This is a genomic window from Pseudomonas defluvii, from assembly GCF_001695625.1.
GTDB lineage: Bacteria > Pseudomonadota > Gammaproteobacteria > Pseudomonadales > Pseudomonadaceae > Aquipseudomonas > Aquipseudomonas defluvii.
Genome location: NZ_MBPN01000133.1, coordinates 1 through 11,249 on the forward strand (window position 1 = coordinate 1; position 11,249 = coordinate 11,249).

Consider the following 11,249-nt stretch of genomic DNA (forward strand, 5'->3'; position numbering starts at 1 on the left):
CGCTGAGAGCATCCTTGCCTACTTCGACCGGCCAGGAACCAGCAACGGTCCAACAGAAGCTATCAACGGGCGACTTGAGCACTTACGAGGTACCGCCTTGGGCTTTAGAAATTTAACCAATTACATAGCCAGGTGCTTGCTGAAGTCAGGAGGGTTTAGAAATCAGCTACACCCTTAAATGCGAAGAGCCCGATTACATCCATAGCGGCATGCCATTTACTACAACAGGAAGGGGTACAAAATGGTTTCGAAAGTCCAGCAGGTTGCAGCGATTGAAGCTCAGATCCAGGATCTTCAAAAGCAACGAGAAGAGATCATCAACAGCCCTGGATACCAATCCGAGGCCGAGTTCAACGGCAAGCTGAATGAGCTCCTTGGCTCCTACGGAAAAGGCTTGAAGGACGTCATCGCCATTCTTGATCCAGACCGGCGAGCGCCAGAGAAAGTCGATCGCAAAGGTGCTCGTCGTGCTCGCACGCTGAAGCGCTTCAAGAATCCTCACACCGGGGAAGTGGTTGAAACCAAAGGTGGTAACCACAAAACCCTGAAGGAGTGGAAGGAAAAGTGGGGCGCCGATACTGTCAAGGGCTGGGCACAGTAAGCTGCCAGTGACCGAGGGGCCAATTGAGGCCCCTTTTTCATTTCCCTTCACGGCGTTGCTCGATCGATCAGCGTCAGCACCCTGAAGGTGCAATCTGATACGCCTTCCGGTGCACTTAATGCGAGATCAACCGCTTTTTTGAACTCGACAGCATGGGAGCGCTGTGTGTCCAGCATGCGCGAGATGTCGATGTACTGATCCGCCGTTATCTCGTCCTTAGGAGAGCAAATGTGATAGCCCCCTTCGATGGTGACGTCCGACAGCCTTTTCGCCGCCGTGGAGATGTCGAACTTGGCGGGGGCCTTCAGAAAATCCTCCTGAATTGAAGCCTTCACGATCTCATCGCTCGACTCTGTGGAGGTGGTTACCGGCAACGCGCCTGGCGTTGTGTGGCTGTACTGAATCGCACCAATCGTAGCCGCGATAGAGGCTGCGAAACTCACGATGAGTATCAGTCGTTTGTGGGGGATTACCTGCTTCACATGCTGATCCGGCAAATGATGACTGGCCGAGATTAACCAGTGGGCGGATGATTCCAAGTCAAAACGCAGTCCTGAAATCCGCCCCCCCTCTTTGCTGGTACCAGGACTATTCAGTCGTTAAGGTGAGTCATGGATCAACCACCAAAGAAGGTGCCCTATGCTCATCCTGACCCGTACCGTCGGCGAGACCATCAACATCGGTGATGACATCACTGTAACCGTGGTGGCTAACAATCAAGGTCACATTCGCTTGGGGATCAATGCCCCGAAAGATGTGCCAGTCCATCGCGAAGAGATCTATCAGCGTATCCAGGAAGAAAATGTTGCTCGGTAATCTGATGCGTTCTTCTCTCATCATCTGGGCAGCTCTGGTGTCTGGGTGCGCCGCGGGTTGGATTCAGAGCCCGAGCTCAACCACACGTAACCTGGTCGAGGACCTCAAATTAGAGGGGTTCGTCTGCAAGGCGAAGTGGTCAGCGATAGAGTGCCGCCAGGAAACGCCATACGTGAAGAAGGCCCCCAAGATATGCACATCGGAAAAAGGGTGTGTAGAGCAGCCGGGTGAGCTGATTACCAACGTCTACTTGATCGAACAAGACGCCTATGGCATCCCAGCCGTAAGGCAGTGGGTGGAATCTGAGCCCTCACCAAATTGAAGAAATACGACAAAAAAGCCCGGCTCACTGCCGGGCTTTTTCCATCATGCAAGACGCCAAATCAGCGATACGGGTATCTGAGGAGAGGTGTTCCTCGTGCCACCGGCCATGCTCATCACATACGGCCCGAATGATCGAGAGCCTAAGCGGCGCACCCTCCGGCTGCATCGTGATTGTGAGTGCTCGGGGGCCAACCATCTGATCAGTATCAGGGGCCAGGCGAAAGCTGATTCGCAACGAATCTGCTGTGTCCCCGGCAAGGATGGTTCCGCGGTAATACCGACCCAGTTGCTTTGACAGGATGTTGAATAGCGGTACCGCGACTGTCGTTTTCCAGTCAGCTGCAGCACGATGCTCTCGATCAAGGTTGTCCCTTCGATGACGAGCAAGGCTTAGCCGGGTTTCCAGCCGACCACCTGAACGACGGGTGGATGATTCCAACCGTCGAATCTGGGTGTCGAGCTGAAGTGCATGTGACTGACGGCGCTCAACGCTTTCGTTATAGCGATGAAGGAGTGCAGAGACTTTCAATTTCCCCTCGCAGCCGCGCGGATAGGAGGCGCGACAGTAAATGTGCGGACCCGTCAAAATGATCAAGTACGCATCGATTTTAAGTTGCTATTTGTCGGCAGTATTCACCGCCTTGTTGATGTAGGCGGTCAGCCCTGGCAGGTCCTCCGACATTGCATACACATCACGGTTAAGCCCCTTCATGTTGAACCGACCGTAGACTTTGCCGCCGGCGGGCATTTTGAGTGGGTTGGTCAGTGTGGCCATAGCCGTCACCTTGACCTTCTGTGGTTCCTTTTCCAGAACACATTCGCCAGCTTTCTCCAGGGCCGTGGCGGAGGCTTGGAAGTAGGACTGGAACGCATTCTGTCCGCCACCCTTCATCGCAAGCGTGCTCCCTTCGTAAAGCAGGAAAAGCGACTCCGGAGATTTGCAGAGAATAGCCTCTACACGCAGTTCCGAAGAAACCGGGTTCTTGAACTCAAGCAGATCCGCCGCGCCGGCTGCCATGGGACTAAGAGTCAAAAGTGCGGCAAAGGCCGCGCGCATGTTCATAGGAAATCGAATCCGCTGGTGGGTAGAAATGGGACGATGCAACCGCTGTGGCAGCGGTAGACGGTTGGGGAATAGCCAAGCTGCTTCGCTTGCTCAGCAGCTGAAAATGGACTGTTGGTATGCTCCAGCTCCAGGAGTTCTACTGAGTTTTCGGTTTGATGCCAGAGCTTGAAGTAGACCGAGCCACGCTGATCGTCCTTCGTGCTGCTATCCATCAGCATGACGAGGGCACACCGAGGGAAGCGCTCGATGGGAGCTGACATAGCGTAGGCAGCTGAGAAGTTCTGGACTGTCTCGATCCACGGGTAGGTGACCTCGCCGAAAGCGATATCGATCAGATCCTGTGCCGTGCAGTCCCAAGGCAAGTAGAAGTAGGTGATCTCACAGTCGTCGTGCGGCGTGGCGGACGGTTTGCATGCCATGAATTTGGCACCCACCATCACAGGAAAAACCGGCATGTCGGTGACACCCCTTGCCAGAGGTTTGAACCAAATAATCGAGGATTGATTACCACGCTCAAGCCTCAGTTCGAGCATGTCCGGTTCTGCCTCTTTCCACTCGGTGACATCGATACCGGTGAAATTGAATAAGACCTTCAGTCCTTGAACCACCTGGTTCCAGGCGATGATTTCCGTGCGACCTTTGGAAATGATCTCAAGCGCAGGCCGAGCGCACAGGTTTCTGGTGACGTCTTGAGTCATGGACTCTTAATCCTCATCGTTGGTAAGGGCCCGCTTTGCCACTAGAGCAGAGACCGGGTCCTTGGTAGCGCTTTCGATGTCAGCCAGTGCCTTACGCAGATCCCTGATGCGAGACTCGTCGAGGTCAGAACGCTGATCACCTGCTGCGGTATGGGCAGCTAGCAGAAGGTCCAGTACCTGCTCCATCGCTAGGGTGTCAGGTAGCTCGTCGGTACCGAGATGGTTCATTGCGAACTGCTTGGGGCTGAACATTCAGTGCTCCTGGAAAAATGCCCATCGATCGATGGGCATTCTAGGTTAGACGCCTTGCGGAACCTCGATACCGCCTAGTGCCTCGAAGAGTGCTGGTAGGAACTCGGCGAAAGTCAGCATCATCAAGGTGAAGCTGGCATCAAATTGGGCTAAGGCATCCTCGCCGCCGTCTTGTTCTGCTTGATCCTGCAGGAGATCTTCAAACCGGAGACGCTTGATAGCCATCTTGTCGTCAAGGATGAAAGACAGCTTATCCGACCAGGCCAGCGCCAGCTGGGTGACCAACTTTCCCGCGGACAGGTGAAGTTGGATTTCCTCGCTGGTCAAATCCTGAGCTTTGCATTTGACCGAGCCACCGTCTTCATGGGTATCTCGAAGCTCGCAGTCACTCAGGACATGGAAGTCACCGGCTGCCTTCTGAGTTTTAACCCAGTCAGTGAGGGTAGCGCTTGGGGCGACCTTGACGCTGACCGGGCGCACCGGGAGGGACCCGAGGACCTCGCGGAGTGTGGAAAGGAGGTCCTCCGCCTTTTTTGCGCTGGAGGTATCAACCAGGATCAGCCCCAGACTTGGAGCAATTGCCGCGAACGTGGTGGAGCGGCGCACAAACGCGCGTGGCAAGAAAGCCTGGATGATGTCGTCCTTCAGCTGATCACGTTCCTTCTTGTAGACCTTCCGGCACTGCGCAGTCTCGATTTCCTCGACCTTCTCTTTGACCGCATCGTTTACCACGCTGCCGGGAAGGATGCGTTCTTCCTTCTTCGCCGCTACCAGGAAAAAGCCCTGACTCGCGTGCACGAGCGGCGCATCAGGCCCTTTTCCCAGAGGGGCGGTAAAGCCGTAGGTAGTGAGTTCCTGATTCTCACAGGGGCGAGCAGGCTTGCCTTTCAATGCCTGTTCGAGAACCTCCGCGGTGAGTTGCAGGTCCTGGGTAAGGGAGTACGCAAGCAGATGCTTAAACCACATGGGGTTGCCTCATTATCAGGGGAGGCAGCCAGAGTAACGATGGCACTGATCAGTTCAACTCAACCAACGTGGCTGGAATTCTCATCAGTGCCGCCACGTAGCCATCGACAGGCTAAATTTTGGCCGCGTCGAGTTTCGCTTCTGCAAGGGAGGGGTGCCGATCGACTCTTCCTGATAAATGCTTCAGGACCCAATGAGGTCGGTTAAGCCCGCCGCCATTTTCCTTGAGAGCAGCCTTGTCGACGTAGTAGATGGTGGCTACACACGGGCCATCCTTAGTCACGTGGTAGCTTTTCTTTCCATTGATCACTCGATCAGTCATGAAAGTGATGCGAGCCATGTGAACTCCCGGTCAGGTAAGAAGGGTTAAGTCAGCGAGTACACCATTTGCGGCTTGCGGGCCGATGGCCTGTGACAGCCACTGCACCCGCTCGAATACCGTACGGTTGCAGATAGTGGCTCCGGTCTGACCGACCAGGCCCAGGATCACATCAGTCAAAAGGCTATCGATGTCGACATCATCATTTCGTGTCGCCAACTGAGCTTTCTGATACTCATCAATGGTGGCCTGGCTCCAGATCAACGACAGAGGTCGATTGTCCTCGAGCATTACCCAAAGAGAGACCTCGCGAATCATCGCTTTGCCGAAACTGCTTACTGCATGATTCGTGGCCATCTCGAGCTCACCGAGAATGTCCAGCGCAGCGTCGGGGCCCCGATGGGTCAGCACCCAACTGATCTGGCTCAACACCCCCTCATTGAGGGAGCTAGTTACCGACCGCTCGAGCTGGGTATGGATCGTCTCGTCCAGCCGGTCGGCATCGACCTGCAGACCAAAGAAGGACGGATCACTGCCGTGCTCAGCGCAGCTGAGCAAGGTCTCAGCGACACCCAGTTCCCGGGTACTGACTTCGTTGACCTTGATGGAAAAGTCAGCCAGAAATTGCATCAAGGCATGGTGAATCAGGTCACCAGGCACCTTTTGGTCCCCCAGGACGTCAACCGTAAACGTCGAACTGGTGGTTTTTGCCAGTGTCATCTCGGTGTCCTTCAGTGCACGGTGATGGTGGTGGAGGTGGAGGTAAGTTCGTTGTTGATTTGGATTGCTTCGAAGCGCATGCCGAACTTGGCCTCTGGGTCTTCGATCGCCTGGACCAGGTAGCCAGTCATGTGTGTCCGCGCGAAGTCCATCATGGCCACTGCAATATCGGTGCTGGCGTATTGAACGGTTGGGCCATTTGGGGTGCTGAGGGTGATCATGCTCTTGAATTCCTATTCGCTGTACCGCTGGCGGAGTGCCTTTGGGTTGTGCTCATTTTGTCGCGATGCGGGCGTGCCAGAAGGGGGCCTGTAACTGCAGCGAAAGGCCGATGAGCGCAATCGGTAACCAGGTGGGAGGAGTTTTGCTCTCCCAGGTTCGGACCGTTCGGACGTGAACACCTAGGTGACATGCCAGCTCGGCCTGCTCGAGGTTCAAGTAACCGCGGGCTGAAATGAGGTCCTCGGCAGTGAGCGCCGACACTGCGCTGCGAAGCACCAGGGTTGTAGGAATCCCCAGGCAGGCCAGGTGTAGCCAGTTGGGTTGGTTCCCTTTCTCCCAGTCGATTACGGTGGTTCGATGAACCCCCAGAATCTCGGCTACCTGTTGCTGGCTCAGCCGAAACGCCTCACGGAGTGCAGCCAGGTCTATAGGCGTTACTAACGGGCGACTCGGAGTGCTCATGCTGCAGCCCTCAAGCTCTGGCCAGGGAACTTGCGTAGGTACTCAACCAGGTCTGAAGGTCTTGCAGCATCATTCAGCGGCATGAACCAAACCCGCCGTACTCGTATTGCTGGATCGAATAGACCATCCGGCCCGGGAGGCATATCAGCAGAGGGTGGGGCTACCCTGAGCATCACCTTCAGGGTTGGAGATCCCTTGCATTCAAATATTCCGATTGAGAGCCCAACGTCTGGAATGTAAGCGCCGGAACGTGGCTCGTAGTAGTTCTGGACTACAGCCAACCCATCTTGAAAAGCCGAATGGAGACGGAATCCGAAATCAAGGAGTTGACCTGCAACCTCCTCGGCCGCGATCGCGACCAGACCGGCGGTTACTCCGCCATACTTCAGATCTGGGTGACCACTCCCCAAGAGATGCTGGATCACCTGGTGATTGACAGTGGATGTGGTCATTTCGATACCTCGATGTTCTTGAGGATCGACTCCACAGCTCGAATGACTGCTTTGCTGATCAGTCGAGCGTCTCCGCCAGCGATACGGCCCTCTCGCTGGATGCGCTTGATCCTTTTGGCGACGAATGCCTGCTGTGCTTCCTCATCGTCGGCCTTCAGTCCTGGTGTTCTCGGCAGATCCATAAGCTTGAACGACCAGGTCGAATCAAGCTTTCGTCCTTCGAAGATCGAGATCTGGAAGGTTGAGCCATCCAACACCACCTGGGCCTTGAAGGTATCGTCCGCGGCAACCCTTGCCGATGTCAGATGCAGCTTCTTCTGCTCCAAGTAGGATGCGAGCCGGCCCGTGAGTACGTCTTTCACATACTCCGGGGCGCGTTCCGGCAGCCGGGAAATTGGGGCATAGCGGAAACCCGGCCGACGGAGACCTTGTCGTCCATCCTCGCTTTCATAGAGTTCAGTGTGTCCGGTACGGATTGCGAAATCGATCAGACTTCGCCAGGTCGTGATCCCCTGGGAGAGCACGCGGTCGTCAACCACCATGTCACCAAGTTCTGCGCCGGCGCTGCGTTTACTTGGCGCTTGGACCTGGTCGTCCTCTTCAGCGCGAACCAGCGCTGGAGATCTGCTGTTGATGGAAACGTGAGTAGGTAGCTGAAAGCTGAAATCCAGGGCCATCTGTGGGGCCCGGACAATAGAGCGTGTGTTTTTCATGCTGGTGCACTCCTCTGAAGATGGCTCCATTGGAAGTGCAGGTTTCGAGTGGCAGAAGCGGCGTGCCTCAAAAATCTACGAATTCTTGGTACGCCGCCCAGGGAGTGTCATTCGATCAGAGGTGGATTTCGGAGTGGACGGTTGTGATCCGACCACGCGAACGCATATACGGCAGCCAGACACGCACAATGCCAAGCAGGTTCGTCAAGACGAAGCAAAGGTTGAGTAGGAGAATCCCGTAAGCGCCTACGATTAGGCCGTAGCTGCACAAGGCCAGGCTTGAGATCAAAAACAACCACCATCCCCAAGGGGATAAGCGAACGTTACTAGCGATCAACGCCGCCCCGGTGATTCCGCAAATCGTACCCACCCACTCGAAGATTTCGTTCATGGCTTCATGCTTGTCTGCAGTTGATTGACTCGCGGGGCTGAGATCCATAGGAGCCAGCTTGAGTGTCCCGCTCCCGAGTTGTAGGAGCAGGATGTGGTCCTAAGAGGTGTGCCAGAACCTGTTAGTTGGAGGCTGGAACTGGCACAGTTTTGAGCTCTTCGAGGCGCTTCAGGATGGCGATTGCCTCATCAGAGGTAGCGGGATTGGCATATGCGGACATGAAGCTGTCGAGCAAGGAGCGCAGCATCCCGCCGGTGCCCTCATTACGAATTACGGACATGAGGCAAAACTGCTCCAAAGGGACCGAGTCGACATTACTGAGGAAGTCTTCACCGACGGTGTTCCCGACGTCATTCATCAGGATGCGGAGGATGTGATCAGGACCTTCCACATTGCCTTCACTGTCGCCGGGAACATCCACGAATGATAGGAAGCGGCCTGAGGTGTGGCCGTGAGGGGTGTTGCGTAGCGCATTCAGATGCTGATCGATGCGCTCATTGAGGGTCGAGCCTCTGTTGGTCATGGTGTATCTCTCATTCACGATACGCCAAGGCTATCAGCCGAAATGCTGCGGTAGTAGCGAAAGCAGTGGGGCGCGCAGATGCGAAGCCCAACTACAACCAAAGACGCATTGGATCGATTTCAACGGCCCGAACTGGCAAGGCCTTGAGCTGGTCAAGTCGTTGTTGCCTTGCTGCTTGATCCTCAGCAGTCATCTCGGACTTGAGTTGCATTTTTTCTGCTGGGGCGTCCGTAGCGGTACCCACGAGCACGTAACCGCGTGCAAGCCTTTTTTTGCAAGCTGCCTCGAATGCCTCAAGAGCGTAAGCGTCTGGCGAACACACCTACAGAATCCGCAGATTAAGGGCGATGGTGTCCACCTAAAAATACGTGGACACCATCGCCCTTAATTCAAGGAACACCATGCGCCAACGCACCTCTTATCCCAAATCCTTCAAGGCTCAGGTTGTTCAGGAATGCCTGAACCCTGACGTATCAATTGCCAGCGTAGCCCTTCGGCACGGCATCAACGCCAACCTGGTTCGGAAGTGGATACCCCTCTACCGTGACCCAAAAGTTTCTGCCTTACCTGCATTTGTACCGGTGAAGCTTGAGGCTGCGGCGATGCCGGTTCGACAGGCTGTAGCTCGCATCGATATTTCTTCTGGGCATCAAACACTCACGGTGAGTTGGCCTGCCTCTGATCCAGACGGCTGCGCCCGCTTCATTCGCAGCCTCTCGCAATGATCCGTATCGACGCCATCTGGCTCGCGACCGAGCCCATGGACATGCGTGCCGGCACGGATACAGCATTGGCCCGCGTGGTCGCCGTATTCGGTGCGGCGAAGCCGCACTGCGCTTATCTGTTCGCCAACCGACGCGCCAACCGGATGAAAGTGCTGGTGCACGATGGCGTGGGCCTCTGGCTGGCCGCGCGCCGCCTGAACCAAGGTAAATTCCATTGGCCCGGCACTCATCGAGGCCATGAAGTTGAACTCGATGCCGAACAACTCCAAGCGCTGGTGCTGGGCCTGCCCTGGCAGCGGGTTGGCGCTAACGGCGCAATTACGTTGCTCTGAATCGGGTCTTTTAACTGTGACAGGTGGGCTGCTTTGGTAAAATCCACGGCATGACTTCCTCGCCCAATCTCGACCAAATGACTCCCGATCAACTGCGCGCACTCGCTAAGCAGTTGCTGTCGAAGGTCGACACCATGGGCCAAGAGAGCCGTCGCGACAAAACCATCATCGAGCAGCTCTCTCACGAGATCGCCATCCTCAAACGCCACAAGTTTGCCAAGCGCAGCGAGCAGATCAGCCCGGCGCAAGGCAGCTTGCTGGATGACCTGCTCAGCACCGACCTCGAAGCCATCGACGCCGAGTTGAAAGCACTTCGTCCCGCACCAGCACCGGACGAACCACGCCAACAACCCAAACGTGCGCCATTGCCGCCGCAGTTTCCTCGTACTGTCATTCATCATGAGCCAGAGAGCACCGAATGTACCTGCGGCTGCCAACTTCAGCGCATCGGCGAGGATGTCAGTGAGAAGCTGGATTACACCCCGGGTGTGTTCACCGTTGAGCAACATGTACGTGGCAAATGGGCCTGCCGACAGTGCGAAACGCTGATCCAAGCGTCGGTGCCGGCACTGGTGATCGACAAGGGCATCCCTACTGCCGGCTTGCTGGCCCACGTGGTGGTGGCCAAGTTCGCCGATCATCTCCCACTGTACCGGCAGGAAAAGATCTTTGGCCGTGCTGGCCTCGCTATCCCGCGCTCGACGCTTGCTCAGTGGGTCGGCCAAACCGGCCTACAACTGCAACCGTTGGTGGATGCACTGCGCGAGACAGTGCTGGCCCATCGAGTCGTCCATGCCGATGAAACACCGGTACAGATGCTGGCACCGGGTAAAAAGAAAACGCACCGAGCGTATGTCTGGGCCTACTGCACTACGCCGTTTTCGGCGTTGAAAGCTGTGGTTTACGACTTCAGCCCCAGCCGTGCTGGCGAACATGCGCGCAACTTCCTGGGCACTTGGAATGGCAAGCTGGTCTGCGATGACTTCGCAGGCTACAAGGCTGGCTTCGAACAGGGCATCACCGAAATCGGCTGCATGGCCCATGCGCGGCGCAAGTTTTTCGACCTACATGTCGCGAACAAAAGCCAATTGGCAGAACAAGCGCTGCACTCCATCGGCGGCTTGTACGAAGTCGAACGGCAGGCCAAAGGCATGAGCGATGAAAAGCGCTGGCGGTTACGCCAGCAAATAGCAGTGCCCATCGCCGAGAAACTGCATGAGTGGATGATGGCTCAGCGCGCGCTTGTGCCCGAGGGCTCGGCTACGGCCAAGGCACTGGGTTACAGCCTGAAACGCTGGGTAGTGCTGACGCGCTACCTGGATGATGGTGCAGTGCCCATTGACAATAATGCAGTCGAAAACACGATCAGGCCGTGGGCGCTTGGGCGTTCCAACTGGCTCTTCGCTGGGTCACTGCGCAGTGGTAAACGGGCGGCGGCGATCATGAGCCTGATCCAGTCGGCGCGCATGAATGGGCATGATCCGTATATTTATCTGAAAGACGTTTTAGCGAGGTTGCCGACGCAACGAGCATCTAGCGTTGCGCAACTGCTACCGCATCAATGGATTGCTGTATGACTCTCGGTAGGTATATAGTGGATCCACCTTTTGAGACAGTGACTACGGGGTAGTTTAAGCTGTCGTCCTCGAAAGGATGACAGCAAATGG

General features: G+C 55.9%; 18 protein-coding genes. 6 read left to right on the top strand and 12 right to left on the bottom strand.

Annotated elements, in window-relative coordinates; all coding sequences use genetic code 11:
• On the top strand, window positions 1-178 hold a 178-nt coding region (locus tag EKA13_RS23700; RefSeq protein ID WP_141685661.1), incomplete at its 5' end, for a transposase.
• A gap of 63 nt (window positions 179-241) precedes the next feature.
• Window positions 242-601, top strand: a complete 360-nt coding sequence (locus EKA13_RS23705; protein WP_010792626.1) for a histone-like nucleoid-structuring protein, MvaT/MvaU family — start codon at window positions 242-244, stop codon at window positions 599-601.
• Window positions 602-648: 47 nt separating this feature from the next.
• On the opposite strand, the gene EKA13_RS23710 is transcribed toward EKA13_RS23705, so the two are convergent.
• A complete protein-coding gene (locus tag EKA13_RS23710) occupies window positions 649-1,140 on the bottom strand; it encodes a hypothetical protein (protein WP_170831737.1) in 492 nt (163 codons plus the stop codon).
• A gap of 100 nt (window positions 1,141-1,240) precedes the next feature.
• Between EKA13_RS23710 and csrA the strand changes: the two genes are divergently transcribed.
• A complete protein-coding gene (gene csrA / locus EKA13_RS23715) occupies window positions 1,241-1,417 on the top strand; it encodes a carbon storage regulator CsrA (protein WP_010792690.1) in 177 nt (58 codons plus the stop codon).
• Window positions 1,418-2,357: 940 nt separating this feature from the next.
• Here csrA and EKA13_RS23725 read toward each other — a convergent pair.
• From EKA13_RS23725 to EKA13_RS23780, 11 genes are all read right to left on the bottom strand, one after another.
• Window positions 2,358-2,804 carry a hypothetical protein gene (locus tag EKA13_RS23725; protein WP_010792692.1) on the bottom strand — a complete coding sequence of 149 codons (447 nt, stop codon included), beginning with the start codon at window positions 2,802-2,804 and terminating at the stop codon, window positions 2,358-2,360.
• The gene (locus tag EKA13_RS23730) at window positions 2,801-3,505 is read right to left on the bottom strand and encodes a hypothetical protein (protein ID WP_010792693.1); all 705 of its coding nucleotides are present in this window, start codon (window positions 3,503-3,505) and stop codon (window positions 2,801-2,803) included. The genes EKA13_RS23725 and EKA13_RS23730 overlap by 4 nt, the downstream gene beginning before the upstream one ends.
• Before the next feature lie 6 nt (window positions 3,506-3,511).
• A complete protein-coding gene (locus EKA13_RS23735) occupies window positions 3,512-3,757 on the bottom strand; it encodes a hypothetical protein (protein WP_010792694.1) in 246 nt (81 codons plus the stop codon).
• A gap of 45 nt (window positions 3,758-3,802) precedes the next feature.
• Entirely contained in the window at window positions 3,803-4,723 is a 921-nt protein-coding gene (rdgC, locus tag EKA13_RS23740; RefSeq protein WP_010792695.1) for a recombination-associated protein RdgC, read from the bottom strand.
• Window positions 4,724-4,835: 112 nt separating this feature from the next.
• The gene (locus tag EKA13_RS23745; RefSeq protein WP_010792696.1) at window positions 4,836-5,063 is read right to left on the bottom strand and encodes a hypothetical protein; all 228 of its coding nucleotides are present in this window, start codon (window positions 5,061-5,063) and stop codon (window positions 4,836-4,838) included.
• 12 nt (window positions 5,064-5,075) lie between these two features.
• Window positions 5,076-5,762: a hypothetical protein gene (locus EKA13_RS23750; RefSeq protein ID WP_010792697.1), complete on the bottom strand. Its 687-nt coding sequence runs from the start codon at window positions 5,760-5,762 to the stop codon at window positions 5,076-5,078.
• An 11-nt stretch (window positions 5,763-5,773) separates the two neighbouring features.
• The gene (locus EKA13_RS23755; RefSeq protein ID WP_010792698.1) at window positions 5,774-5,983 is read right to left on the bottom strand and encodes a hypothetical protein; all 210 of its coding nucleotides are present in this window, start codon (window positions 5,981-5,983) and stop codon (window positions 5,774-5,776) included.
• A 52-nt stretch (window positions 5,984-6,035) separates the two neighbouring features.
• Window positions 6,036-6,446 carry a helix-turn-helix transcriptional regulator gene (locus tag EKA13_RS23760; RefSeq protein WP_010792699.1) on the bottom strand — a complete coding sequence of 137 codons (411 nt, stop codon included), beginning with the start codon at window positions 6,444-6,446 and terminating at the stop codon, window positions 6,036-6,038.
• Window positions 6,443-6,898 (bottom strand): hypothetical protein, encoded by a 456-nt coding sequence (locus tag EKA13_RS23765; RefSeq protein WP_019437999.1) that lies wholly within the window; start codon window positions 6,896-6,898, stop codon window positions 6,443-6,445. The genes EKA13_RS23760 and EKA13_RS23765 overlap by 4 nt, the downstream gene beginning before the upstream one ends.
• Entirely contained in the window at window positions 6,895-7,611 is a 717-nt protein-coding gene (locus EKA13_RS23770; protein WP_019438000.1) for a hypothetical protein, read from the bottom strand. The genes EKA13_RS23765 and EKA13_RS23770 overlap by 4 nt, the downstream gene beginning before the upstream one ends.
• Window positions 7,612-8,123: 512 nt before the next feature.
• Window positions 8,124-8,525, bottom strand: coding sequence for a hypothetical protein (locus EKA13_RS23780; RefSeq protein WP_010792702.1), 402 nt, complete (start codon window positions 8,523-8,525; stop codon window positions 8,124-8,126).
• Window positions 8,526-8,926: 401 nt separating this feature from the next.
• Between EKA13_RS23780 and tnpA the strand changes: the two genes are divergently transcribed.
• Genes tnpA through EKA13_RS23800 form a run of 3 tightly spaced genes read left to right on the top strand, consistent with a single transcriptional unit; the run spans window position 8,927 to window position 11,159 of the window.
• Window positions 8,927-9,250, top strand: coding sequence for an IS66-like element accessory protein TnpA (tnpA, locus tag EKA13_RS23790; protein WP_065761616.1), 324 nt, complete (start codon window positions 8,927-8,929; stop codon window positions 9,248-9,250).
• Complete coding sequence (gene tnpB / locus EKA13_RS28485) at window positions 9,247-9,582, top strand: IS66 family insertion sequence element accessory protein TnpB (RefSeq protein ID WP_065285157.1); 336 nt, start codon at window positions 9,247-9,249, stop codon at window positions 9,580-9,582. The genes tnpA and tnpB overlap by 4 nt, the downstream gene beginning before the upstream one ends.
• Before the next feature lie 50 nt (window positions 9,583-9,632).
• Window positions 9,633-11,159 (top strand): IS66-like element ISPpu30 family transposase, encoded by a 1,527-nt coding sequence (locus EKA13_RS23800; protein ID WP_065285158.1) that lies wholly within the window; start codon window positions 9,633-9,635, stop codon window positions 11,157-11,159.
• The last annotated feature ends 90 nt before the right edge of the window (window positions 11,160-11,249 follow it).